This is a genomic window from Paraburkholderia sp. BL6665CI2N2, from assembly GCF_004366535.1.
Lineage (GTDB): Bacteria > Pseudomonadota > Gammaproteobacteria > Burkholderiales > Burkholderiaceae > Paraburkholderia.
This window is the reverse complement of record NZ_SORC01000001.1, coordinates 7058072-7083581: the sequence shown is the minus strand read 5'-3', so window position 1 is coordinate 7083581 and position 25510 is coordinate 7058072. Positions and strand designations below refer to the sequence as shown.

Annotated in this window: 25 protein-coding genes; 11 read left to right on the top strand and 14 right to left on the bottom strand. The window is 58.8% G+C overall.

The features are described from left to right. Positions 1-6 precede the first annotated feature (6 nt). Entirely contained in the window at positions 7-936 is a 930-nt protein-coding gene (locus B0G81_RS31785) for a LysR family transcriptional regulator (protein WP_134140901.1), read from the bottom strand. 126 nt (positions 937-1062) lie between these two features. On the opposite strand from B0G81_RS31785, the gene B0G81_RS31780 reads away from it, so the two are divergent. Further along, entirely contained in the window at positions 1063-1974 is a 912-nt protein-coding gene (locus B0G81_RS31780; RefSeq protein WP_134140899.1) for an EamA family transporter, read from the top strand. A gap of 18 nt (positions 1975-1992) precedes the next feature. Here the strand turns inward: B0G81_RS31780 and B0G81_RS31775 are convergent, their stop codons facing one another. Beyond that, complete coding sequence (locus tag B0G81_RS31775; RefSeq protein ID WP_134140897.1) at positions 1993-3255, bottom strand: MFS transporter; 1263 nt, start codon at positions 3253-3255, stop codon at positions 1993-1995. 114 nt (positions 3256-3369) lie between these two features. Beyond that, a complete protein-coding gene (locus tag B0G81_RS31770; protein WP_134140895.1) occupies positions 3370-4503 on the bottom strand; it encodes an acyltransferase in 1134 nt (377 codons plus the stop codon). 301 nt (positions 4504-4804) lie between these two features. On the opposite strand from B0G81_RS31770, the gene B0G81_RS31765 reads away from it, so the two are divergent. The 5 genes from B0G81_RS31765 to B0G81_RS31745 all read left to right on the top strand — a co-directional run bounded on the left by B0G81_RS31765 (position 4805) and on the right by B0G81_RS31745 (position 10391). Beyond that, entirely contained in the window at positions 4805-5974 is a 1170-nt protein-coding gene (locus tag B0G81_RS31765) for a site-specific integrase (RefSeq protein WP_243856657.1), read from the top strand. 323 nt (positions 5975-6297) lie between these two features. Then, positions 6298-6642: an AlpA family phage regulatory protein gene (locus B0G81_RS44870; RefSeq protein ID WP_243856655.1), complete on the top strand. Its 345-nt coding sequence runs from the start codon at positions 6298-6300 to the stop codon at positions 6640-6642. A 181-nt stretch (positions 6643-6823) separates the two neighbouring features. Then, the gene (locus tag B0G81_RS31755; RefSeq protein WP_166679088.1) at positions 6824-7687 is read left to right on the top strand and encodes a helix-turn-helix domain-containing protein; all 864 of its coding nucleotides are present in this window, start codon (positions 6824-6826) and stop codon (positions 7685-7687) included. A gap of 502 nt (positions 7688-8189) precedes the next feature. Continuing rightward, entirely contained in the window at positions 8190-9416 is a 1227-nt protein-coding gene (locus B0G81_RS31750) for a phage/plasmid replication protein, II/X family (RefSeq protein ID WP_134140890.1), read from the top strand. A gap of 714 nt (positions 9417-10130) precedes the next feature. After that, the gene (locus tag B0G81_RS31745; RefSeq protein ID WP_134140888.1) at positions 10131-10391 is read left to right on the top strand and encodes a hypothetical protein; all 261 of its coding nucleotides are present in this window, start codon (positions 10131-10133) and stop codon (positions 10389-10391) included. A 260-nt stretch (positions 10392-10651) separates the two neighbouring features. Here the strand turns inward: B0G81_RS31745 and B0G81_RS43890 are convergent, their stop codons facing one another. Genes B0G81_RS43890 through B0G81_RS31735 form a run of 3 tightly spaced genes read right to left on the bottom strand, consistent with a single transcriptional unit; the run spans position 10652 to position 11864 of the window. Continuing rightward, the gene (locus tag B0G81_RS43890; RefSeq protein ID WP_166679087.1) at positions 10652-10795 is read right to left on the bottom strand and encodes a hypothetical protein; all 144 of its coding nucleotides are present in this window, start codon (positions 10793-10795) and stop codon (positions 10652-10654) included. A gap of 45 nt (positions 10796-10840) precedes the next feature. After that, positions 10841-11647, bottom strand: a complete 807-nt coding sequence (locus tag B0G81_RS31740; RefSeq protein ID WP_116146006.1) for an IS5 family transposase — start codon at positions 11645-11647, stop codon at positions 10841-10843. Further along, entirely contained in the window at positions 11607-11864 is a 258-nt protein-coding gene (locus B0G81_RS31735; protein ID WP_134140886.1) for a hypothetical protein, read from the bottom strand. The genes B0G81_RS31740 and B0G81_RS31735 overlap by 41 nt, the downstream gene beginning before the upstream one ends. Positions 11865-12179: 315 nt before the next feature. On the opposite strand from B0G81_RS31735, the gene B0G81_RS31730 reads away from it, so the two are divergent. The 4 genes from B0G81_RS31730 (at position 12180) to B0G81_RS31715 (ending at position 15859) form a co-directional block, all read left to right on the top strand. After that, positions 12180-12932 (top strand): SDR family oxidoreductase, encoded by a 753-nt coding sequence (locus B0G81_RS31730; protein ID WP_134140885.1) that lies wholly within the window; start codon positions 12180-12182, stop codon positions 12930-12932. A gap of 179 nt (positions 12933-13111) precedes the next feature. Further along, a complete protein-coding gene (locus B0G81_RS31725; RefSeq protein ID WP_134140883.1) occupies positions 13112-13840 on the top strand; it encodes a transporter substrate-binding domain-containing protein in 729 nt (242 codons plus the stop codon). A gap of 128 nt (positions 13841-13968) precedes the next feature. Further along, the gene (gene yfcF / locus B0G81_RS31720; RefSeq protein ID WP_134140881.1) at positions 13969-14601 is read left to right on the top strand and encodes a glutathione transferase; all 633 of its coding nucleotides are present in this window, start codon (positions 13969-13971) and stop codon (positions 14599-14601) included. Between the two features lie 421 nt (positions 14602-15022). Beyond that, positions 15023-15859 (top strand): hypothetical protein, encoded by an 837-nt coding sequence (locus tag B0G81_RS31715; protein ID WP_134140879.1) that lies wholly within the window; start codon positions 15023-15025, stop codon positions 15857-15859. Between the two features lie 221 nt (positions 15860-16080). Here B0G81_RS31715 and B0G81_RS31710 read toward each other — a convergent pair whose 3' ends face one another. The 3 genes from B0G81_RS31710 to B0G81_RS31700 form a co-directional block, all read right to left on the bottom strand. Next, positions 16081-16986, bottom strand: a complete 906-nt coding sequence (locus tag B0G81_RS31710) for a hypothetical protein (protein ID WP_166679086.1) — start codon at positions 16984-16986, stop codon at positions 16081-16083. Positions 16987-17155: 169 nt separating this feature from the next. Beyond that, positions 17156-17656 carry a hypothetical protein gene (locus tag B0G81_RS31705; RefSeq protein WP_134140875.1) on the bottom strand — a complete coding sequence of 167 codons (501 nt, stop codon included), beginning with the start codon at positions 17654-17656 and terminating at the stop codon, positions 17156-17158. Positions 17657-17939: 283 nt separating this feature from the next. Then, entirely contained in the window at positions 17940-18977 is a 1038-nt protein-coding gene (locus tag B0G81_RS31700) for a hypothetical protein (protein ID WP_134140873.1), read from the bottom strand. Positions 18978-19117: 140 nt separating this feature from the next. Between B0G81_RS31700 and B0G81_RS31695 the strand changes: the two genes are divergently transcribed. Then, complete coding sequence (locus tag B0G81_RS31695; protein ID WP_243856653.1) at positions 19118-19510, top strand: helix-turn-helix domain-containing protein; 393 nt, start codon at positions 19118-19120, stop codon at positions 19508-19510. A 141-nt stretch (positions 19511-19651) separates the two neighbouring features. Here B0G81_RS31695 and B0G81_RS31690 read toward each other — a convergent pair whose 3' ends face one another. The 5 genes from B0G81_RS31690 to B0G81_RS31670 all read right to left on the bottom strand — a co-directional run bounded on the left by B0G81_RS31690 (position 19652) and on the right by B0G81_RS31670 (position 25484). Next, the gene (locus B0G81_RS31690) at positions 19652-20185 is read right to left on the bottom strand and encodes a hypothetical protein (protein ID WP_134140871.1); all 534 of its coding nucleotides are present in this window, start codon (positions 20183-20185) and stop codon (positions 19652-19654) included. 134 nt (positions 20186-20319) lie between these two features. Further along, complete coding sequence (locus B0G81_RS31685) at positions 20320-20610, bottom strand: hypothetical protein (protein WP_134140867.1); 291 nt, start codon at positions 20608-20610, stop codon at positions 20320-20322. A 921-nt stretch (positions 20611-21531) separates the two neighbouring features. Beyond that, on the bottom strand, positions 21532-21795 hold the full coding sequence (locus tag B0G81_RS31680) for a PAAR domain-containing protein (RefSeq protein WP_134140863.1): 264 nt from the start codon (positions 21793-21795) through the stop codon (positions 21532-21534). Positions 21796-21844: 49 nt separating this feature from the next. Beyond that, positions 21845-23518 (bottom strand): DUF6396 domain-containing protein, encoded by a 1674-nt coding sequence (locus B0G81_RS31675; RefSeq protein WP_243856651.1) that lies wholly within the window; start codon positions 23516-23518, stop codon positions 21845-21847. After that, on the bottom strand, positions 23511-25484 hold the full coding sequence (locus B0G81_RS31670) for a phospholipase D-like domain-containing protein (protein WP_134140861.1): 1974 nt from the start codon (positions 25482-25484) through the stop codon (positions 23511-23513). Before B0G81_RS31670 ends, B0G81_RS31675 begins: the two co-directional genes overlap by 8 nt. Between the last annotated feature and the right edge of the window lie 26 nt (positions 25485-25510).

Below are 25510 nucleotides of genomic sequence, written 5' to 3'. Positions count from 1 at the left end.
TGGTTCTCATGCGGTATCGAGCGTGTCGTGAAGATGCTCGACGAGGTAGTCGATCAATGCCCTCACCTTCGGCGGCAGAAAACGATTCGGTGGATACAGCAGCCACACCGAACCGACGTAGGCGCGCGCTTCGAGATTCCAGTCGGGCAGCACCTGCACGAGTTCGCCGCTCTGCAGCGATTCAACGGCTGCAAATTCCGGTACACACGCTATGCCGAAGTCCTGCAGCGCGGCTTCGAGTCGCGCGCCGGCATGATTGGCAATGTAGCGACCCTTCACGTCGACGCTCTGTGTCTCCGTGCCGCGGCGAAAGCGCCAACGGTTGTCGTCGGCGGTCTCGCCCAGGTGAATGCAGGCGTGCTTCTGCAGATCGCGTGGCTGCGCCGGTGTGCCGCGCTCACGCAAATACGCCGGCGTCGCCACCAGCAGCCAGCGCACCGCGCCCAACCGGCGCCCCGCGAGTCCCTGTGGCGGATGCTCGGTCAGGCGGATCACCAGATCGACATCGTCGGCGAGCGGGTCGACGTCGTGATCGGTGAACAGGAGTTGCAGGTCCACTTCGTCGTAAGCGCGCAAGAAGCCGGCAATCAGCGGGTGGATCACCGACCTCGCGAACTGGGTCGGCGCGCTCACGCTCACCTTGCCTTGCGGCCTGCCCGCCAATTGCCCGGCGGCGTCGACCGCGCCCGACGCGGCGCTCACCATGTCGCGACAGAATCGCACCACCTGAGCGCCCGATTCCGTCACCCGCACCGTGCGCGTGGAACGCTCCAGCAACCGGCTCGACAGCGCGTCTTCGAGCCGCTTGATCTGACGGCTGACCGTCGACGGCGTGCTGCCGAGTTGCCGCGCCGCCACCGAGAAGTTGCCGGCGTCGACGACGCGCGCAAAAACCGCCATGTCCGGCAGCAAGGCGAAAAGCTCGCTTGGGGTCATCGTTCCGGGTCCGTGAGTGTGGTTATGCATTGATGCGTTTTCGACACAAATGCTGTGCGTCGAGACCCGATTATCACGCTTGGCGCAAAGTTCGACAATACGGCCTTATTAGCTGGAGGCCCGTCCATGTCGAAACAAGAACGCCTGCTCATGTTGTCCGATCTGATGCTGCTCGCCGTCGCCGTCGTGTGGGGCACCAGTTACGGGGTCGTCAAAAGCGCGCTGGTGTTTTATCCGGTGCTCGGTTTGCTTGCGCTGCGCTTCGGCATCACTTTCGTGATCCTGTCACCTGCCCTGCGCCACCTGCGCGCGGCCGACGCCCGCACGCTGCGCGGCGTGCTGGTCGCCGGCGTGCTGCTGCTCGGCATCTTTCTGTGCGAAACCTTCGGCATCCTGATGACGCGTGCGGCCAACGCCGCGTTTCTGATCAGCTTGTGCGTGGTGTTGACGCCGCTCGTCGAATGGTTGCTGCTCAAGCGCAAGCCGAGCCGCATCGAATGGCTGACGGTGGCGCTTTCGCTGCTGGGCGCATGGCTGCTCGCCGGCGACGGTGAACTGAGCCTCAATCCCGGCGACGCGCTGATTCTGCTTGCCGCGCTGTTGCGAGCGTTGACGGTGTGTGTGACCAAACGCGTGATGCGCGATTCGGCGCTGCCGCCGCTGTCGGTGACAGCGGTTCAGTCTGGCGTGGTGGCGTTCGGCAGCGCCTCGGCCGCCTGGCTGTTCGCGCCGCAGCAGTGGCAGCGTGTGCCCTCGATTGCGGATCATGCGGCGTTCTGGGGCTATGTCGGTTATCTGGTGATCGCGTGCACGCTGTTCGCGTTCTTCGCGCAGAACTTCGCGATCAAGCGCAGCAGCCCGACGCGCGTCTCGTTGCTGATGGGCAGCGAACCGGCGTTTGGGGCATTGTTTGCCTGCATCTGGTTGGGCGAGCGGATTTCCGTGACCGCGTGGGTCGGCGGGGCATTGATCGTTGCGGCATCGATTCTGGCGACGGTGCGATGGACCGCGCTGCGCGTGAGCGCCGCGCAGGCCTGAAGCAGGGTGTTGCGTCGATCAACGGCTCGGCGCCAGGTCCGCTTCGCGCTCCAGCGAGCGCGTGCGTCTGAGTTCCGGGAAGAAGCGCATCCAGAGCAAAGCGACCGCGATGGTCGCCACGCCGCCCACCAGCACGGCCGGTTGCGCGCCCCACCACCCCGCCGTCACGCCGGATTCAAATTCGCCCAATTGATTCGACGTCCCGATGAAAAGCGAGTTGACCGCGCTGACGCGTCCCAGCATTTCTTCCGGTGTGCGCAGTTGCACGAGCGACAGACGCACGACCACGCTGATGGTGTCGGAGGCGCCGAGCACCATCAGCGCGACGAGCGACGCGAGAAATTGATGCGATAGACCGAATACGACCGTGGCCGCGCCGAACGCGATCACGCCGCCGAACATCGCCGCGCCCGGCCGGTTGCGCAGCGGGAAATGCGCGAGCCAGATAGTGCCCGCGAGTGCGCCGATGGCGGTGCCCGAACGCAGCAGGCCGAGTCCGAGCGGCCCCGTGTGCAGGATATCGCGCGCGAAGATCGGCAACAGCGCGGTCGCACCGCCGAACAGCACGGCGAACAGATCGAGCGACAACGCGCCGAGAATCACCGGTTCGCGGCGAATGAAGGCAATGCCCGAGAACACCGATTCAAGCGTGACGGGTGCGCGGTTTGCCGGCTTCGCCTGTAGCGAGATGCCCGACACGGCTGCGACCGCAGCCGCGAATGACAGCGTGCAGGCGAGATAGGCCGCGCCGGGGCCGATGCCGTAGAGCAGACCACCCAACGCCGGGCCCGCGATCTGCGCAGTCTGATTCGCCGAAGTGGCCCATGCCGTCGCTTTGGGCAACTGCCCGCGCGGCACGACGCCCGGCAATAGCGAAGCGACCGCGGGCGATTCGAAGGCGCGCGCCGCGCCGACGCATGCGGCCAGCACATAAATCATGGGTGCGCTGATCCAGCCGCCGAAGGTGCCGACAGCGAATAACAACGCAGCGACGCTTTCGAGGCTTTGGCAGATGGCCGCGATACGGCGGCGGTCGTAACGGTCGGCGACCTGGCCGACGACGAGCGTCAGCACGAACATCGGCAGAAATTGCGCGAGGCCGACGAGGCCGAGTGCGAAGGCGCTATGCGTGAGCGCGTAAATGTGCCAACCCATTGCCACCGCAAGCATCTGGAACGACAGCGACGAGAGGATGCGAGCGCACCAGAAACGTTGAAAGGCGGGGTGTTTCGGCAAACTAACGGATGAAGAGCCGGGCGGTTCGGCGGGCGCTGGAGGCATGGTGTTCGTGCTGTTGACTGGGCGGGCTTGGACGGCCGCCAGTTTAGAGCAAGATGATTTGTTTTGGTTTACGGCCTCGCGCGGCGCCGGCAGCGACAAAACGGCTCGGTGCCTTCAGGCGAGAACCGGCGGACGCGCCCGGGTGAATCGGGATTCGACGAGCAGATACGAGAGGCCGCCGAGCGCCGCCGTCACCACGACGCCGGCCGCTACCGCGACCAGATACGCAAGCCGGATGTCCGCGAAATTGCGTTGCGCCAGCAGCGCAATGGCGGGATAAAAAGGCACGTGCCAGATGTACAGGCTATAGCTCGCGCGCCCTATTGAGGCAAGCGGCTTGAATTCCAGCGCACGCACGATCGGCGAACGCGGAGAGGAATGGATGACCCGGTAAATCATCAATGCGACTGACACGGCTAGCAGCGTATATCCGAACGTCTGAAGCCACGCCAGGGTTTTGAACGGGACATTTGAACATGCCAACGCAATCCAGATCGCCATGAACATCGCCGCACCGAGTACGCCTGCCGCTGCGGACTGCCTGAAACGAAGGTGGGAAGGCACGAGCGCCAGCAGGCAGCCTACTGCAATCGAGTCGATCCGGCAAAGCGTGAAAGTATAGATGCCGTTATCGGAAATTCCGGCAAAATGGCACGCCACTCTGAACGATATCGCCACCAGCAGGAGCGCCAAGGCCGGGCGAAAGTACGAATGGAAACGGGCGACGAGAATCGGGAAGACAATATAGAAATGCCATTCCACGGCCAGCGTCCAGAAATGCGCCATGGTGAAATGTTGATCGGCCAGCGCGACTCGATCGCCGAACAGCGACTGCAGACTGGCCGTGAATGTCCATAGCAGGTACTCGTTTTTCAACACCTTGCTATGCGGGTCGATCAGCAGCGCGACAAGCGTGAATATCAGCAGGCTCGCGACGTAGGCCGGCAGCAACCGGACGGCCCGGCGCTGGATGAATTTTGCGTAGGACGCGACTGAATTGACGGGCCGCTTTAATAGCGTCGTGGTGATGAGAAAGCCCGAGATCACGAAAAACACGTCCACGCCTATCCAGCCGGTCGACGCGATACGCACGATGCCGGACCATGCGCCGCCCAACTCTGAGAGGCCGCTGGAAAAATAGCTCGTGTAGTGGAATAGAACGACCAGCATCATCGAGATGGCTCGGAGTCCATCGAGGCCGGTCACGTAGCGCAAAGAGCTTGCGTCTCGGATGCTATGTGTCTCCATCCGCGCATTCTACAGATTACAGAATGTTTGCGTCGGCGAGATGCCAGCAAGGCTGGCGAGAAAACAAAAAGCCGTTGAATCCTTGGGGATTCAACGGCTTATCATTCGGTCCTGGCGGAGAGACGGTCCGTTTGATTAGCGATCGGCGAAATTCGCAGCCAGCCGTCAACCCCGCTCCCGCATTGGTCTTCCACAAAAATCAAGTTCACCCACGTTCGTTTCGAGACGGTATAATCCGGCATCCATTTGATAGTCAATTTGATAGTTCGAGATGCCAAGAGCCATTAACAAACTGAACCAGTTGAAGATCAACAAGACTACGAAGACGGGCCTGTACGCGGATGGGGGCGGCCTTTACTTACAAATCACTTCCACCGGCGCGAAGTCTTGGCTCTTCCGATACATGCGCGCGGGAAAAGCACGCGGCATGGGACTTGGCCCGCTCCACACCATTGGGCTCGCCGAAGCCCGTGCCAAGGCTTTGGACTGTCGCCGGCTACTTCTTGACGGCAAAGACCCCATCGATACTCGCAAAGACGAACGCCAAGCTCAGCTCGCGGCAACTGGCGAGATGACTTTCGAAAAGTGCGCGGAAAAATACATAGCTGCGCACCGCTCTGGGTGGAAAAATGCAAAGCACGCTGATCAGTGGATCAACACGCTCACGACGTACGCCTACCCCGTCTTCAATTCGTTGCCGGTATCAGCGATTGATACGGCACTTGTCATGAAGGTGCTCGAACCGATCTGGACGACCAAAACCGAAACAGCGACGCGGGTTCGCGGCCGCATTGAATCTGTTCTTGACTGGGCCACTGTGAGCGGGTATCGATCTGGTGAAAATCCGGCCAGACTGAAAGGTCACCTTGACAATCTGTTGCCGAAGCGGTCTAAGGTTCAAAAGGTGGCGCATCACCCCGCTCTTCCCTACGGCGAGGTGGGAAAGTTCGTAGGACTGGTTCGCGCGCAGGACGGCGCAGCTGCTCGTGCGCTCGAGCTAGTCATTCTGACCGCATCCCGAACAAACGAGGTAATCGCGTCGACTTGGCAGGAGTTCGATCTGAATACAGGCGTCTGGACGATTCCAGCCGAACGGATGAAGATGGGCAAAGAGCATCGAGTGCCGTTGTCAGCTCGTGCGATTGAGATAATCAAGGCGCAGGAAGCGATCCGACAGAATGACTATGTCTTCCCAGGCGCCCGGTACGGCAAGCCGTTGTCGAACATGGCCATGCTCGAATTGCTTAGGCGCATGGGACGCACTGACATTACCGTTCACGGCTTTCGATCGACGTTCCGCGACTGGGCGGGCGAGACAACTCATTACCCACGCGAAGTCTGCGAGGCGGCGCTCGCGCACGGCATCAAGGACAAGGCGGAAGCAGCATATGCGCGAGGAGACCTATTCACAAAGCGCGCGGCCTTGATGCAGGACTGGGCGACTTACGCACGGCCCGACGCGCACCCATAGCAAAACAGCAGCTTAGATTTCAGCGAAAGTTGGAGGATTGACGCCCGGTCAATTCGCCTGTACAAAGACGGTTCTGCGACTCCTCGAATCTACTGGATTGGAGCCGTATGCCGACAGCCCCCGGGGTTGCCGTGCAGCGCCCTTAAGCGGCGCGAAACGCAGCGGTACCTAGACGCTGTGTTAAACGACGAGAAATGCGGCTGGCCATTTGAGCCGTCGCTTACACGACTAGCGTCTTTCGACGCACCCTGATCTACCTATCCGTTTTTACGTCTGCCATCGCATCTTCAGATGCGAGTTGGCGTTTTTCAGGTAAATAAAATATGGCTTTGAAGCACCTGCGCATTTCTCGTGCGCTGCCGCCGTTCGTCGCGGCACCGCAAACGGCGAAGTCTGAACCGAACAGCAGCGTGATGGCCCGCAAACATAACGACGAGTACGGTCGCATGTCCGCGCCTGTCGCCGAAGCAGCTCCTATTGACCGTATTGCTCGCTTACCCGAGGTTCTCCTGATAACGGGTCTCGGCAGAACAACGCTGCTGAAAATGGTACGCGAAGGCCGCTTTCCGGCTCCGCTGCATCTTTCGCCTCGCGTTCGCGGGTGGCGAATCTGCGCTGTTCTCGCCTACATCGAGGCGCGCGAAAAGGAGAGTCGGGATGCGTCGTGAATTCCCCAAGAAGGGCCGACCCGACGCCCTAGGAGCTGCCGACCGCGAGAAGTTGCGTCCGCACAATCGACTTACTGCTGAAGCAGAACCGCTGCGACCGCCGAGGTCGATTAGCCCGAAAACACCGACCAAGTCCTGGGCTACACGTCCTAACCGCGCTCAACGCCGTCAGAGCGATCCCATGTCTGCCGGTCGCCGTTCCGCCGTCAGCCCTACCGGCGCGGTCGCTCAGGAGCCAATTGGTAGCGGCCTGCTGCTGGTTGCGGTGCTTCGTCCGCATCTCTTACCGTACGTTCGACCCCTTATCGAATTTGAAGCCCGAACCGAAGGTAGCGTCGGTCATCTGCCGATGCCTTCGCTCGCCAACGTGCACGCCCTTCACTCGGGAAGTAAACGCAAGCTGTCTGCCGTTACGGGGCTCACGCGCTGGGAGAATGCGCCGGATTCCGCCGCCCAATTTAGCGTCGACGTGGTCGGAAGAAAGGACAACTTCGACTGGTGCAGCGATGAAGGGCAGGCTGTGGCCATTCCAATGATCGACTCGGGACAGTACTCGTGCATCACGATGGCACAACCGTGCCGACTGCCGGTTACGACCGACATGGCTCAGGCGTTTGAGCGTTATGCGGCTGCAGGCGAACGTAGCGGTGTTCTCGTCATCGTCTTTGTGGTGTGCACGATGGGCCATGCAAACTCGAAGCTGCACGAATTCGCGGACGAATACATTGAGGTCGACGCGTGCGAGCCTGATCCTGACAGTGACAGCGTCGTAACTTTCTCTGTTGAAGTCCCCGCGCTGGCCGACGGTCGTGCGCTAGGCATCGACAAGTCTATGTACGACATCTATCTTAGCGACGGACGGTGGACGGCCACGGAAACACCCTTCACTTCGTCGTCAGCTCGCGACCGGGCTGTGGGTGAACTTGCGAAGAGCTGCAAGAGCTTGCAAGCCATCGCGGACAAACTGGGCGTCAGCACTGCTACTGTGTCGCGTACGATCAAGAAGTTGCGGGAGATGAAGAACGGCGTGCCGTTGCCGGACTAGCGGATACCGATGACCTGCACGAAAAAACGAATCCCGCTGCCATGAATCATCTTAAGGGTTGCCCCGCGCAACCCTTTTTTTTTCGAGCACCTGTTCAAGCATGAACCGAGCATCGGTTTGACTGTCCCACCAGGTCCCCCGCAGCCAGAGCCGCTTGCTTTTGATGCTCGTCCAAAACCGGGCGAGTTTCTGACGGAAATCAACGCGTTTGCATCGCTTGCATCGCTTGCATCGCTTGCATCGCTTGCATCGCTTGCATCGCTTGCATCGCTTGCATCGATTTGGCCCGATCAGTGATGAGGATGCAAGCGATGCAAGACTGCAGGGGCGTCACCAATCTGTCGCTGAGTGCGCGGTGAGTTGCCTCGCTCCATCCCCTACTGCCGCACACGATACTAGTCTATATACCCCAGATTACTACCCTACCGAATACTGTAAAGGCTGAAGCAAGTCTCCTGCTGCAACTCGCAGCTAACCACTTCCTTCAGCCGGTACCGTATCCATGATCGATCTCATCCACATCGAATTTCCGTTCGACCACAAACCTTTTGGCAACGAGCGCATCAAGCGCATCGAAGGGTCGGGCAGCGAGTCTTCGATGCAATTTTCTAAGCAGATTCGCCTTTCGGACGGCGGCAGCCTCATCGACGTCATGTCTTTGCGAAAGGGAACGAAAATCGCGATCCACTGCTGCCCGCTGAAACCGCTTCAAGGGCATAACGTGTTCGGATCGAACAGTGTGCGCCTACTGTGCTTCGCGCTGATTTGCGGTGTGCTGCGCAAGATGAAACTGCCCTATGATCCCGAACAGGAAGCGATGTGGAAAGCGGGTGAATACGACATCACGATGATCGACCTTACCCATCGCTTCCCGCTCCCCGAGAACGTTAGCAGCCAGATGCTCTGCACCTACCTGCACCGGAACATGGACACGGCCTTTCGCACGGCTTGGTTCAAATCGGGCATCGGGAGCCGCATGGAAGCGCCTCGCAGCAATGCAATCTGGACCTTCTACGACAAGCATCAGGAGTTGGGCGACAAGCGCAAGCAAGCCGAAAAACACTTGCGAGCCGTTGCTGGGGACGCGGCTGATGAAATCTGGCCTCTGCTGTCGGACATGGCCAGCAAGAGTATTCGTGCGGAACTGAAGTTGCGTGGGGCGTACCTCGTGAACAATGGCCTTAACCGCGGTTCCGCCTGGAATCTGCAATGCGTTCAGGACGTCTATTTCAAGGAGCTGGATCGCCTGTGCTTCCAGTCGCACAGATCGATCGACGTGCTGCGTGACGCCATTTCCGGTGTTAGCAATCGTACCTTGAGACACACGCTCGAACTCTGGCGCGCAGGTTCACCACTCAACGAACTGTTCGCAGAAAGCACGTTGGCAACGCACCGCGCCAAGATCAAGGCTGAAACCGGTATCGATATTCTTCTTAATCGCCCGACTATCGAGCCACTGCCTCTTTCTGAGATTTTTGCGCGGGACAATTGTCTCGGTGCATTTCCTGCCTGGGTCCGCGACTATCCCACTGCTGGGTTTGCCTCGCCGAATTCAGCCATGGATCAACCGCAAAATAACGAAGCCCGCCGTCACCGTGGAGACGTAGCCGACGGTCTGGCCGCGGACGCTGCGACCACTGCATTCCGCTCACCTGCCGCATCGCACGGCGGTCGAAGCGCCCGCCGTGCAGAATCTTTGCGGGTAAGAGCATCGCGTTGGGACGATTAATCACCTGCGGGCCGGGGCTCGAACGCCCCCGGCCCGCTGTTCGGTAGGGCAAGGCAAGCGCATCAATGGACCGCACATTTCCGAAACAACATGGCTGCCGCGTAATGTTTCACTCAAGCAGCGCGAGCGAAGCACTTCTTGAACTCATCAGCTGGTGGCAGCCGGAACCGATGTGAAAGGACGCATGCGCGGCGCTGCGTCGGACCGGGTTGTTTCCGACGGAAGCATTCGTGGAGTTTCAGGCGGGGGAACCATTCTCACAACATCGATCTCTCGTTGCAGGTGCTCGATCGCGGCTCGCGGCTCGCGGCTCGCGCCGAGCGATCGACGTACTATACTTGCCGTGCCTCATTCCGTAAGCGGGTAGCCGAACGATGCGCAAGCAGTCAGCCGTCGAACAAAGCAACTTCGCGGGCAGGTCTGAATCGACCTGCGGGAGACATGCTGGCGCGGGCGATCGCCGCCCGCCGCTTAGCGAGGGCTTGTTCTCTACTACGACCGGCAAGCTTCGGCCACTAGCCGGCACTCGCCATCTCAGTCATGTGGTCACTCGAGCGGCCGCTACGCATCAAGCAGCGGACTTTCATGCTGCGAGCGTCGGTGGATTCGCGATCAGCTGCTGCCTACCGCACATACGACGCCTTGCTGCTATTTTCAGCGCGCAATAAAATCAAACAGATTTCGATGACAACTACTATTAAGACGAGGAACCAAATGAAGAAGTTAATTCTACTTGCTGCCATTCTGCCGGCGATGGCGGCCCAAGCACAGTGGCAAGGCTCGCAGCAACAATACGGCAACACGACCTACGGTAACTACTCCGGTCCGAATGGCCAGTCGATGAATTCCACGTCGCAGCAATACGGCAACACGGCCTATACCAATCAGACTTACAACGACGCCCAAGGCCACACGTCGACGCGCAATTGCACATCGCAGCGCTACGGCAATCAGGTCTACACCAACTGCTACTGATATGTAGACAGGCTACGAGTGACGCCCGAGTCCCCGTCACCGACTACGTTGGTGGTTGCGGGCGCCAAATCAGGCTCTGTATTCGAGAAAGCGGCCTGCGCGCGAAAGAGGGCTCTATTCAAGCATTGAAGCCTTTCCTCACCCTTCCAGTTGCACCGATTTCAAATGTAAGTGGCTGAGGCGGACGTAGCGTCGATTCGAAAAAGATCGACGTTTCTTAGGTGCGCGTCAGCACAACGCAGAGAGGAACGGCCAGAGGTTCAATCGAGTGGCGAGCCCGCTTTCTGACAGGCATCACGCATCGCCAGCCACACGGTATTGGTCATGCCATCGCCCCAGTATTCGGGGTTCGCTTCGACATAACGATCAATAATGGCTCTGACTTGTATCGAATTGGCGCGCATAGTCGCAAGGCATTGATCGAGCTGGTCAACGCGCCCTAGAGGGTGTTAGGCACTTTTGTTAAGGGCTGCAAAGTGGACAAGCATAAGCACGGAGAATACGACGAAGTGCAAACCAGCCAAGGTTTCGGGCAATCGCTCGTAGTCTCTGGCCAGCCGGCGGAAGCGGTTGAGCCAGCCGAAGCTGCGCTCGACCACCCAGCGGCGCGGCAACAGCACGAAGCCCTTTTTCGCCTCCGACAGCTTGATTACCTGAAGCTCGATTCCTTCGTCGAGTGCTGCCTGCGCAGGCTCTTCGCCGGTATATCCCTGATCGGCGAACGCCACCTTGACCGTCTGGCCCGTGGCCTGCTGAACCTGACGCGCCAGTTCTCCGACCTGCGCACGTTCCTGTTCGTTGGCCGGCGTAACATGCACAGCAAGCAATTGCCCCAACGTATCAACCGCCATGTGGACCTTGCTGCCACGTTTGCGTTTGTAGCCGTCGTAACCGGCGCGAGGTCCACTCTCGCAGGTCGACTGCAGGGTCCGCCCATCGAGAATGACCGCGCTGGGTTGACCACGACGCTCCTGGGCGATCCGGATGATCGAACGCAGGTCATTCACCATGGCCTCGAAACAGCCGGCCTGAATCCAGCGTTGCGTCTGCTGGTAGACCAGTTCCCACGGTGGAAAGTCATTGGGCAACAAACGCCACGGTGCACCCGCGCGTACGATCCAGCGAAGCGCGTTGAACATCTCACGCAGTTCGTAGCGGCGCTGCGGTGCGTCCTTGTTCATCAAGGTCAGGTACGGAGCGGCGAAGTACCACTCTTCATCCGATACATCCGTTGGGTAAGGCCTGCGTTTTTTCATCCCACCAGGATACCAGGTCCGACAAAAAGTGCCTAACACCCTCTAGCTTCACACGCGCCATCGCGCCCGCGGACAGTAGTCCGTCAATGCTGCCTGCGATGTAACCGAGCTTCTGCGGACCACTGAGTTGGCGATAGGCGTTGCCGTCGAGAAAGAAGCTGGCCTGTGCGGTCGCGCACAATGCGGCGAGGGTGATGAAAGCGAGCAGTCTTTTCATGGGTCTCGTAACGTTTTTGCGCCGGCGTAGCCGTTTCCATTGAGGTTCTACGCGCGATCTTACCCGTTTCCCCGAGCCCCAGTGTGCCCTTCCGCACGAAGCTATCTATGAGGCCGATCTGCTGTCCCCGAGAGGCCGGCTCTGATGACCGGACCACTCTGTTACCAGCCGTTGACCCACTGACGCCGCGACCGGCGGCAGTGGGTCGACCTGAGCCGGTTACCGTTCGCCTCAGTTCGGCCACTTTGAAACATTCGACACAGGACCCTGAATCGCCGACAATCGCCAATCAACGAATGGCCTTTCGAGGATCGCATGGCCACTGCGAAGACCTATGCCCCAGTCGCTCTTGTAACCGGTTCGACCTCCGGGATTGGCGCTGCAATCGCGCGACGGCTTTCAAAGGATGGATTCTCTGTTGTTCTCCATTCGCGCAGTTCCGGCGATGCGGGGCTCGTGTTGGCCCGCGAGCTCGGCTCCGCCGCGTACGTGCAAGCCGATCTAGCCAACGATGCAGAGAGAGTGAATCTCATCCGCGAGGCAATCGGCGTTTGGGGCCGACTCGACGTTCTGGTCAATAACGCCGGTATCAGTCGAGTGATCCCCCATAACGATCTGGCGGCTGTCACGCCGAACGTTTGGCAGGAGTTGCACGAAGTCAATGTTGTCGCGCCGTTTCGTCTTGTAGCCGAAGCGCAATCGGCGCTGCGTGAAGCTGCCGCGCGAGGAAAGGCGGGGTGCGTCGTGAACGTGAGTTCGCATGCCGGAGTGCGACCTAAAGGTGCATCGATCCCTTACGCAGCAACCAAGGCAGCGTTAAACCATGTGACGCGCTTGCTTGCGCTTTCACTTGCCCCTGACATCCGCGTAAACGCTGTCGCGCCAGGCTTGGTCGATACACCTCTCACGGCAGAGTGGACGCCAGCTCAGCAACTCTGGAAGGAGCGTTCACCGATGCGGCGAGCCGCAAGCCCCGATGATGTTGCTCAGGCGGTTGCCTTGTTGATCGCTTCGGATTATCTGACGGGCGAAATTTTGCTCTCGGACGGCGGTTTGAATCTCACGTAATCAAAACGCGACGAAGCACCGCCCGCGCCCGCTGCACGTTGATCGTCCGTCTAGCGATCGATCCGATCCGCACGCGATCTGTCTCTGGGCGGCCAAAAAGCGACGTCCGCGCACGCAAGTAGATTCGTCAACAATCGGCTCCAAAGTTGATGGCCGTTCACATTTCGCGAGGAACAGCGATGAAGGTAACGATTGCGTACATCGACGAACCTCCGTTCGGCTGGACGGAAGACCGCACCGCAATTGGCGCGGATATTGACCTCGCAGAAGTAGTTCTTCGAGCGATAGGAGTTACCTGGATCGAGCATCATCCAACGACGTTCAGTGAACTGTTGCCCGGCGTTGAAACCGGCCGCTGGGATATGAATGTTCCGCTGTTTGTTACGCCAGACCGTGCCAATCTGGTCGCGTTCAGCGTGCCAGTGTGGGCGATAGGGGACGGGTTCCTGGTTCGGGCTGGGAATCCGAAGGCGCTCGACAGTTATGCGTCACTCGCCAAACGCGACGATGCGCGCCTTGGCATCATTGCCGGACAGGTGCAACACGACTCGGCGAGAGCATCAGGTGTCCGTGAGAATCAGATAGCAATCTTCGAGCATCAGGCCGAGGCGATCGATGCCGTTCGCTCGGGGGCGATCGACGCGTATGCGAGCACAGCCTTGGGAAACCGCATAATGGCGGATCGTATCAAAGGTTCGATCTTTGAGGCTGTGGAGCACAAACCGGAAACGAACGGCAAGCGACAAGAGGTTCCATTCGGGGCGTTCTCGTTTGGCAAACGAAACAACGATCTGCGCAATGCGGTGAACTCGCAGCTTCGTTCATATTTGGGCTCGCCAGACCATCGCGCTCGCATGGCGAAATTCGGGCTGACACGCAATGAGATCGATCCGGTCCTCGCTCGTTGAGTGGGGGACGGGCTTCGGCCAGAAGCGGCCGTTCGACATCAGGTCCGAGATCGCTGACAATTGCCCAGTTCCCCCTCTGGCTCGCTATCGTCGAGCCTCAACGTTAACTAACCAGCAGGGATAGCGCCATGCCTGAGGCCCAGCTTCGTTTATATGCCGATGCACAGTTCGCAAGCCCGTATGCGATGTGTGTGTTCGTGGCCCTCCGAGAAAAACAACTGCCATTCGAGCTGATCACGGTTGACCTTGGGAGTGGCGCCAATCGTGAAGAGAGCTACGCCTTCGAATCGTTGACTCAGCGCGTACCCACATTAGCGTATGGCGAGTTCGCGCTATCCGAGTCATCGGCGATTACTGAGTACCTGGACGAAACTTTCCCTGAAACGCTCGTTTATCCGCGGGACCGACATCTCCGCGCGAGGGCGCGCCAACTCCAGGCGTGGCTCAGAAGCGACCTGTTGCCCATCCGTCAGGAGCGCTCGACGGAGGTTGTGTTCTATAAAAAAGAGGCTCCGACTCTTACTACCGCCGCGGAGTTGGCAGTGCGGAAGTTGTACTTTGCAGCCGACCGGCTTCTCCTGCAGGATGCATCTAACCTCTTCGGTGATTGGTGTATCGCCGACGCAGATTTGGCGTTGATGTTGAATCGCCTTGTCATGAATGGCGATGAAGTTCCCGCCAAGCTAGCGTCGTATGCGACGCGTCAATGGGAACGGGCGTCAGTGCAGCAGTGGGTTTTGCTGGACCGACCTCCGCTCTGACCACGTGCGGATTGGTCGGACTCCCGCGTGAGACGGCAGCCGGCCATCAAGCGACGTTTGCCTCTGCCAGCGACTGGACGTTCGGGCGACCGCTTCGCTTGGCTTTGGATGAAGATGCCGGGAATTCTTGAGCCTGAAGGCGAGTCGAGGGAGACCGGAAAGACAGAATTGATGAGACTGCCGGGATTGTCATTCCGCGAGGCCGCAGGGCCGAGGATTTGCCTACCTAGCAACATCGACAGGTTGTTCCGATGTACTGGCTCCGCCATTATTCGTATGATCATTGCTGACCCACCTCGCGTTTGCGGAAGGGCCGTCGTGGTCACGGGACCGCACAAACCCGCAGTTCCCACGCCAACCTCCATTACAAACTCTGAACATTGGCGAGTCGACTGCGGCGCATTTCCTGCGGACTGCTTACGTGAAAGCGTTAAATGTGGAGCATGACATGACCAGCGTTGTTGGAGCGCACATTAACCCGTTTTCCTCCGGCCTTCGCTTGGACGGAAACCCGGGACAGATCAAGAATCCACAGGGGGCACAACTAACGGACAGTTATAGACAGAATGCCGATAGTAGCGCAGCGGCGGCCAATGCAGCCGCGGGCGTCGATAATCCGGAATCTCGACCACCCACGACGATCTACGAGGGCATTCAGGCCACGTTAACGTCGGCTAGAGTACAGGCAGGATATGATCCGCTTGCGCAGCCACCCCAGGGTGGCGGAGCCTATGCCGGAGATAACGCGCATTTCAGCGCTTTCGTTGACGAGTTGAACACTGCACCATTTTTAACCTTGGTGTCTCAGAGGACAGATCCTATCGATTGCTCAAGCACGAACGCGAACGACTTGATCGCTGCCTTTGTGAACCGCTTTGAGGGCGTGGCCGACCAAGATATCGATACGATCAAGAATGGTGTAGAAAATCTTGTGACTGCAGCGCTCTCTTACGCCAGTTCGGAAGAATCATTTTCAATTTTTACGCAGGTAATTCTTAGCGATGATCCGAACAGCGTATATATAGGCTTGTACACCTCGGCGCTAAGGATTAAGGCAGAGAACAATAAAGGCGTGATTCGATTTGAGTCTACGTATTCCCTTACTCAGGCGCAGTGGTCCCTCGACTCACAGACGTGGGCAAACAATCTCCCAGAATTCCGGCAGCAGCGGAATGAATCTACGGAAAAATGGCTGCCAACGATGAGCACACCCAAGAACCCGAATTCAAACTTGCTTGCCTCATGCTTTGAGAAGTAACGGTTCATCGTCGCATCGCGCGGCGACGTCATCATCTTGTTTGGCCCTACCTATCAAACGAGATAGGTATCTGCCCATCTTCGCTGACTCGATAGGGGCGCAACCGCCGATTGCTAGACGGCAGACACGGCCGCAGGAACGACCGTTGTACCTTTGGAAGCCGCCCTTGACGGGGCGGCGGCCCGAAGGGCCGAAACGGGTCGATCCTTGCCGGTCGTTCCTTACATGAGGCTGTGGGAACGGTACGCCACAAACACCAACACACGGAATCCGTCAGGTGCTCTTGCATCCACGTGTACCGTTGGAATCACGAGCGCGTCAGCGGACTCGACCAGATCGCCGACCAGATGCGTCACGCGCGATATCTCGGAGAGACGCACCGAATGGTTGCCTGCGATGGCTACGATGAGACCCGTCGCGGCTGCTATGCGAGAACGCCCGACATCCACAATCGCACGAGTTGCTGCGCCCGATGCACGGTCCGCGTCACCAGCGCTGGCTGATCCCTCAGCCTCCCCCACGCCGACCGATACGATGGCTCCCCTGAGTATTCCTTGCACGTCAGCGAGATCGGTGCAAACAGGCGGAGCGACTTTCAGTCCACCCGCAATATGCCTGATGATGTTGCACGCAAGCGGTTTTGCCTCTGGCCATGAGGCCCGTAGAGCGATCACCGAGTCAAATGCTCGAAGAAGATCGCGTTCGTGCATCCGGCCGTCGGACGAAGGTTCTGCTGTTTGAGCAATGAGCGCCACCACGAACAGGCCGGCTTCGCGCGCGACACGCGAGACCGAGGACGCGACGGAAAGGTCGCCTTCGACTTGCGGGTCGACGGCGATGAACACCAGTCCCACCTCTACGAACGTAGCTAGTGAAATAGCGATAGCGCTGTCGAATGGTGGAATTGGAGGTGACCTTCCGGCAGTCGTCGGCAATGCGTACAAGTAGCGAATGTCTCCTTCTATACGATTTGCGGTCAACGCACTGTTCAGACCTACGCGCGCACTCGTGGAGACGACAATTAACGGCATGTCATTGTCAGCACCCGGATTCAGGACAGCCCGCCCCGTTTCCCACAACGTTACATCGAGTGCGGCCTCGTTCGGCGGCATCTTCGGATTGTTCATGACTTTGCCCGCTATCGGGCCTCTTTGTGCCATCGCGACAAGGAAAGATTGTCGTACAGATGCCCTGCCGAAGCGCGTCGCCAGCTTCAGCGAGCTTGCATATGTCCACGCAGCAATCGGAAATCAGATGATGGAAGCACCTTGACGCTCGGCAGTCGTCCCCGATCCGTCAGCCGCCACGGACCGGTTTGCCGTTCTCGGTCACGACCCTGCCGTCGTACACGTATTTTTTCGTCCTCTTTGCAACGCGCTTCCGCTCCGCCTCCGAGGCAGCATCTCCGACAAAATCGGGCATCGTCACAATCAGCCTGCCGGATACGGTCGAGACCTTCGGCAGATCGGAACACGAACCGAACTCCGGGCTGACGACGTAGCTGCCTTCAGACAGAATGATCCAGTGATACAAGGCGGGGCAAGCGGTCCCGCCATTGTTCTGAATCAGTACGGCGCGGTGGTTTTTGAGGGCCACCTGAGCCGCGAAACTCAGCGAGTTATTGGCCTGAATCCGCGGACTGACGGGTTTGCCGTCAAGCAAGAGTACGTTGTTATCGTTGGCGCTGAGCTTGCCGAAAGGCGTGTCTGCACGCTTGATCGCCTCCCGGTTCGCTGACCACGACCGAGCCGACCCCCGCGCCGCTCTCGTCGGCCTCGTTCTCGCCTGCGTCTTCATTTGCGGCCTGCGCGTTCGGTGTCTCGGGTGTCGCAGGCGACGAAGCTGACGGTGCCGGACTTGATGCGGACACGGCCGGCGACGATGCCGGAGCGGCCTCTGCAGTCGGGGAAGTTTTCGAGCATCCTGCAAGGACCAGTAGCAGCGCGGCGAAGGTGTACGAAGATGCTGCGAGGCGAGTACGTTTTCGTTGGTGATTCATCTGTATATCCAATTGGATAGGCCACTCTTTCGAGGGGCAGTGAAACGCACTGCGCTCCGCTGCCCCGTTGTCCGATTCTGATCAGAATTTCGGTGTCGATGCGCTGACTGACCGAGCTTGGGTCTGCGCCTTGCTGTATGCGAGAGCGGGCTCGGTCCACTGCGCAATGAGGAACTGCGATTCCTTCGGCAGCTCAAGATTGGGCATCAGCGAAAGATCAAAGGACGGGCGCGCGCCGCACTCACCGTCTGCGAGGCTTGCTACGAGAACCGTGCCGTCCGGGTTAGCCCAGCGCAATGCGTAGACTGTATCCGCAGGATGACATGCGACCCATTGCTGCGTGATCCGGTCTTCAACCACAACGCTCTTGGTGATTGCCTCACGGCTCTCGATTCCGAGTGCTTTTGCCCGACTCTCGATGCCCTTCGCAGCCGTCTTGTGATCCGCAGCGAGCTTCTCGCGTGCGCCAATCACTGTGGAAGGTTTGCCGTACCGCTGCTCAAGCGCCACGCGAAAAGAATTGCCGGGTTGCAGCGAGTTCGTCACGTCGGCCGCCTTCACATGTTCTTCGACTGCGATAACGACCGACTTTGCGAGTTCCGGCGGGCGGGCACTTGCGCGCAACGTCGCCAGCGACACAGTAGTGTTGCTACCGGTCAATCGTGTGACCGCAATATTGTCGGTTGGCGCGAGCCGTCTCATGTCGTTTTCCACCCCGCTAACCATGCCTTGGGGCTCGCCCGTCGTTAGTTCGGGTTGTGCGCAAACGTCGCCGAGTTTGATGTCATGGAGAGCAAACGCGGATAGTAGCGGAGTCCGGGCGGGTTGAGCGCAACCAAACAACATGCCGAAGGGAGGGTTGCCGTTGGTGGACGCGCTCGGCGTTGAACCTCCAAGGTGCTGCGTAACTGCCTGTGTCGGACTGTCAGAACCGTTGCCGGCCGGTTGGGATTGCGGCACTGGCTGCTGTGCCGCTCCTTGCTGCGGCAGCGACTGCTTCGCCTGGGTCACGGCGTACTGGCCCGTATGGATCGTCCCGAAAATCTGGCTGATCTGGGCATGCGCAGCCGGTGCAGCAAAGGCGCCAGCAACAATAAAAATGCGTGTGAGCTTCATCATGGTAATTCCCCGGTTGTGATCAAAAGTCCGTCTACTTCGCATGAATATTCTATATGAGGAATAATATTCCTTATTACGTCCTTCTCTCGTAGTGCGGTGGCGACTGACACTTCCCCCGTCAAACGAGGAGGACTTCAGGCTTGAGCAACATAGATGAGCTTGCGCGGTCGGTCGGGGCGGCCATCGCGGCGCGCAGGAAGGCGCTCGACATGACTCAAGAAAGGTTGTCCGAGTTGATCCGGATCGAACAGTCGTCGCTTTCGCGGATGGAACGCGGAACCCTGATTCCTAGCCTTGAGCGTCTCGCGGGTATCGCGGACAGTCTTCAGTGTCGGCTCGCGGACCTGTTCAGTACGGCCGGTGTCAGCTCGCATGACCGTGCATCGAGAGTCCATGAAAAGCTTTCGTCCCTAACTCCTGCACAACAGGAAATCGTTGAGCGGTTGGTCGACGACGCTCTTGCCCTTCTGGAAACTACACACGGACGGCGTGCTCAGCGAGTAGCTATGAAATCGGGCAAAAAAGGAACGTGATCGTTGTCCGTTGCCGGGTGGGCGCCGAAACTCTCTCGTACCTGCACGGTCCAGAAGCGTCTTGCCTAAAGCAGCCCAGAAGGTGTCACTGCCGTACTGCACCTCAGCGTTGGCGTAGAGCGCCGCGGTAGATTGGTGCCACTACGGGGGCTTCGTCGGTCCGTCAAAGTCAACCGAAACCGCTCCGTTCAGCACCACCGAATACGTCGCGCTGGCTGTGGCGTACTTCGCGTAGCGTGGCAACTCGCCGGAGTGCCTGCCCGCGTAGTGAAGCCGTGCATTGCACGTTGCCATCGCTGTAGGTGGCCCTTCCGCCGGATCGAGGATCAGCAGCGTGCGGCCGTCGAACTGCCGCGATGTCTGACACCCCTCAACGCCGATCACAAGAACCGCATGAGTCTGCGCGTCGCCGACCGCGCGCACGCAGCAGATAACCAGGAGCCCCCGCGTGAGTTCGCGTTCGACGAAGGCGACGACTTCGCGGTGTGAGCCGTGTTCAAGCGCCTTCGTGCGCAGGCCGCAGTCGAGCTTGGTGATCAACTCTGCGAGTTCGGAGAGCGTCATGCCGTTCAGGAAGACCTCTGCCGTCTTGCGCCAAATCATGGCTTCGAGCCGTCGCCGCCTCGTGGCAATCCGCGACGGGTCGTCGATGATGCCAGCAATCTGCAACACCATTACAAGGCAGTGCATCACACACGCCGCATCGAGGCGACTTTGCTGGCTATGGACAGCAATCCTCGATCGGACTGTGCCGAGACATAGACCGGGACGAATGAACGGATGAAACCGCTGGACGACGAAGCCCACGGTCAATACTCGCTCGGTAGAAGTGCAGTAGTTGCGCCCCGGTCGGCTTCAGTGATGATCCAGATTTTTTCCCTGCTGTCCCCCAGTTCGTACACGCTGAGAACACGCGCGCCCTCAATCACGGCACGATCATTGGTGGCGCGATCCTCTGCGTCCGGCACGCCCCAGTCGCCGCACTGGTGTCGCAGCAGGAGTTGGAAGGGTTGAGTTCCAGTGCGGTGCATCAGTTCGCGCGCGCCGAGCGTCATCAGGGTGCGGCCTAGCGGAAAAAGAAATCTACGGTTGCTTTTCATAATGATCAGGCATCCTGAATGTTTTATGCGAGCATCATCCCCGGCTGAGTTCCGGTATCAAAGGCTCAAGTTGGTGAAAAAGCTGAAACGCGAGGCTGCAGCAGTGCGTTTCGGCTCAGCGGAGACGTTATTGAGGGCGGTTACCGAGCGTGAAGATGTCGGGAGTCGAGGTTGATGATCAAATGACCTGCGGGAGTTAGGCAAACGCCTCAAAACCGGCATTTTTGTTCATAAGTGACTAAAAATCACCAAAAATCGACCATCTTTCGGTAAAATGTAACACAAACGGCTGAATCAGTAAAAAGGGACCGTCAAATGCCGTCCCGGCCCGCTATTTTGGCCGATCCGGGTGTCGCGAGGGATTGTCCTCGGGACTTCAGACGCAAAAGTCGCTCTCCGACCGGATTGCAGCCCCACCAGCGGGCTACCCCTTCCACGCCAAGGGGAATGCATGGAGTCGAAACGTCAGCGGCTTCATATCCTCGGCTCGGCGACAATGAAAGCTTTGTAATTAATATTGCAATGCAACATCCCATTCCGGGCACATTCTCGGCAGGAAAAACGGGCGAGCTGCCCATTTTTTGTGCAAACCAAACAATTTCAGGCGATTTTAGGTGTTTGGCAGCCCGAAACTTAGGCTGGACCTTGCTGTGACGCTTCGGCGTGCGTGCTATGCGACCCAAGCAAGGCTGGACAGTAGTCATTCGTGCCAGTTGGCTGTGACACGAAAATAAAAACCTAGGATTCCTGCGTATTCGCGGGTTCGTAGCGGCGTCTGCGACGCGTCGTCTCGCGCTTGACATGGGCGAGGAAATGGCGCTGCGCGCACCAGTCTCCGACGTGATCTGCCTTGGCCGCGCCCACCATCGATGTTCGCGTGCGCATTCCCATTCAAGCTGCGATGACCGACCGCGCCCGAGGTCAAAGCATGGTAACCGTCGAACAGCGACTCAGCAGCGTGCAGCCGCACGTCGCATGATGTCCATGCAGTGCAACCGGTGCACCGCCGAACATACTGTTCCCGTCACCTTCCGCGATCGTCTGGGTACCGTGCTGCTTGCATTCGACTGTATCGCCCTTGCGGGCAACAGGTTTGCCGTCCACGATGTCGGCATTCGAACCGGTCGATACGGTGCCTCCGTGCGGGGCCAGCGTATCGCCAACCACAATGACCTGACGAACCATCAACTTTCTCCCACTTTGGCCGGTGCTACGGTCTGCCGGTCCGACTTAATCACAAATCGATCTCACGTACACCGGGCATCCCAGTTTCCGCGTTCGGATTGCCGAGATACGTCCATTGCACATCGACGATCGCCGCATCGATGAAACGCTCACCGGGATGCGGAAATGCGTGATCTTTCTCGACAAACGCCTGCTGATCCCACCGGTTGTACAGCACGGCCATCGGATGATCACTGGCAACACGGCCTTCCCATATGCCGGTTCGCGGACAGCGCTGCTGTCCACTGCACCTGACTTGCGAAGCCGGTTGCGGAATCTCGCGCAGGAATCCTACGTCAATCATGTGCTTCAGGAGATCGTCCCGCTGTGGGGGTAGGACATAGGCTTCACCGAGGTAATGCCATTGCACCTGGTCAGGGGCGAGCCAGTCGGATGACGATGCCTCGAAGCGCTCACCCGCCTGGTAGCGCTCCGGCGTGTTCCGACGGGCGGGAATCAGTTGGGTCTTGGGAGCAGATGCTGGACCGTACAGCGCGAGCCAGTAGCCGTCGCGCGGCACGATCTGGTTGCCCGCAACCGCCATCGCGCTTTGTTCCACTGACGACACAGCGTATCCGTGTGGAATGAATTCACGTCCTTGCAGCGCTGCGCCTTGTTGCGGTTTGGGCGGTGGTGTCACGGCCTTTGCGCCGTCGATCAATGTCTGCACATTGCCGTCCCATTTGGGCAATGGGGCCGGAGGCAGGGGCAATACCTTGTCGAGATTAGGAAGCTTCAGACGGCCACCGTAAAATTCCAGCGCGTCGCCAAGCTTGCTGTACCGTTCGGCACGCGCCTTGTCAATGTGTCCAACGAGATTGGTGCCGTCGGCAAGATCGAGGCCACGAAACTCTGGTGCTAGACTATGTGCGCATTTCGCACTTCCGAGCTTCACGCCGTCGTGCAGGACCTTGAGTGCGCGCGCCTTACCTTCTGCAGTATGCGACCGAGCATATAGAAGACCCAGTTCATCGGCTGCATCTCCGTATCCCTGAGCAAGAGCGCATTCCAGCATCTGCGTTGCAACGAGTTCGTTACCCCAGAATTCACCTCCCGGATCGTCATATGCAGCATCCGTCTTTGTTCCAAGGAAGACCTGCGCAGATGGGCTACCCATATCAGCGGCACGCTGGAAGAAAGCATAGGCGCTGGTAGCACTTCCTCCCCTGACTATTCCGTTCTGGTGATAAGTGCCCATCATGTCGTACGCGTCGGGCACGCCTAGTTTCATCGCTTTCTCCACCCAGCGAATTGCTGCTTCCGGATCGTGTTCCGGAACGCCCGGATTGTCGCTCAGGATCAGCGAGGCGAGATTGAGCATAGCCTTCCAGTGATTGCGTTCGGCCGCTTGCGTGTACAACTGGTAAATCTTCGGGTAATCACGTTTTGTGGCGTAGATATTCGGGTCATCGAGCGCCAGCGCCTGCTGGAACCACAGTTCGCTCTGTGGATCGACCGAGGGCAGGTGCTGGTCCTGATACACGCAAGTGAAGGTTTTGCGGTGTGGATTGAACGGCAGCAGTTTTTCGTAGCGTGGCAGGTCGGACATGGCGGTGCTCAGCTTGCTGGTGAGGGCAGTGAAGGGGCTGGCGTGCGAGTCGGCGGCCACTATACCGAGGCTGACGACCAGAAATCGCAGAACGAGGGCAATAAATGCTGCGCGGAATTGATACACGTCAGGCATATTCCGAGTTTCCCGAAAAAGGCATGGTCACTGACGCGTGCATCGTGTTCGTGGCGCGGTGATCTTCAAAGGGCAGCAGAAAGCCCGTGAGAGCCTCTGTTCCCCCTTTCCAGACATTGCGGTTCTTGGCCATACGCCTGTTCCATGCTTCAAATACGTCAGGCATATGGGCAAGACCATCGCTATCGGGAATAGTGGCTCCCCAATGCATTTTGAAAACGTTCTGGCGTAGCGAACCGGCATATTCCAGTCCGGTCACGCCGATATTTATTTCGCTGTCTGACGACATGCTGCGCTGGTTCAAGTTCGCACTACCCACCGTGAGGAACACGTCGTCGATGATCATCAGTTTGGAGTGAATATAGATTTCGCGGTACGCCATGCCATTGCCGTGCGGCCCGCTCGAGCGCAACCGGGCGACACTCACTTTCAGTCCATAGGTGGCCGCAAGCTGCTGCGCGCTGGGGCGATCCAGTACCTTGCGCTGGGTGCTTATCGGACCGTCGGGCGTGTCGACGGTATCGGTGATGGTTTTTGCGTCCGCATAATTCTGGCTGATATTGCCGTCATCCACGTACTTTCTCTGGTCCGACATTCCATCGCTCGCGCCAAGCTCGGTAAGCATGTCATACGTGCGTGGAATCATTCCGTCGTCTTCTGGATGCGGGATGACGATGAACAGATGTAGCATCGGCATCTGTGAAACGGGTTTACCAGACTTTGCCGCCCACGCCTCGCAGAACGTTTGTCGCGTCTCTTTCAGATGACGTGCGAATGCGGAATAGAAAAAATACTGGTTCTCGATATAGATGTAGTTACGGGCGAAACTGCTGGCCTGATAGTACAGTTCCTTGATCGTCTTGTCGTTCTCACGCGGATGGGTGCGAACGATCTGCACACCGTGAGCTGGATTTTTGGGCGCCTTCGGGATGTTGGCCGGGACGTCGGTCAGCTCATCGACCTTATGGTCTGGCGCGAAGATATTCCAGTCGCTCACAAAGTTGTGATGCAACCGCTTGAGCGCGGGACCCACCACACGGCACGCATAGTCCTGGTAAGGTCTGCCATGCACGTAGCCCTTCGTCGCGGGCTGTCCCTGCGTTGCCTCCTCATGCGCCTGCTCGTCCTTGAGCTTGCCCTTGGCTAACGCCTCCCGTATCGGATCGTCGATCTTATGGGCGGTGGTGTCCCAGTAGTCGGTCACTGAGTTCAGCCCCATGACATAACCCACTGCGTAACGGCCTTCCTCGTAGGCATAGTCGATCAGAATCGGTTTCTGATGGTGCGTTGGATAATTCTCCATCAGACCGGTTTCATCAGTCGGATTCCCCGCCACGTAGACCGGCTTGTCTTCCTCGTCGGCCAGCGCGTGCTTGGCATCCGCGGTCTCGATGGAGCGGAATGCAACCTGAAGGCGCGGATTCTTCCCGCTGACGTTGCCTTTCGGCAGATTGTCTTTCCACCACCGGATGCAGTATTCCTGGCGCTTCTTGCTCTCGTACGGAGACGATGACGTACCGACCGCCCAGGCGGCCGGATTCGTGAATGGATTGTGACCGTTGTCGGAATAGCCGGGTACATTGTTCTGTTTGGCCGAGGCGGTTTCGGCGTACCAGACCATCAGCCTGACCGTAACCGGGTTCTCCTTGCGGGTCGTGATCTCTTCAAGCAATTCACCGTAGGTCTGGCCACGCGGCCACGTGTCGCCGCCGCGCACGAGTTCCATACCCGGGTCGAACCCCCAGCAGATGATCTCCACGGTTGATTTCGCGTCTTTCAGGTCCTTCGCGATCGATCTGAATCCATCTTCGCCACAGATCATGAAATCGAGAGTGTTCTCGTAGGTAATCGGGGCAATGTCCTGGCGTTTTTCCAGTAGCCATTGCACCGATCCCTGTGCGGTACGGGCCTGTTCGTCAATCGCGACGGTTGTCGGATTCTGAGACTTCAGGGTGCTGTCGGCCACTTTCGGGTCCTTGTCATCAGTGTGTC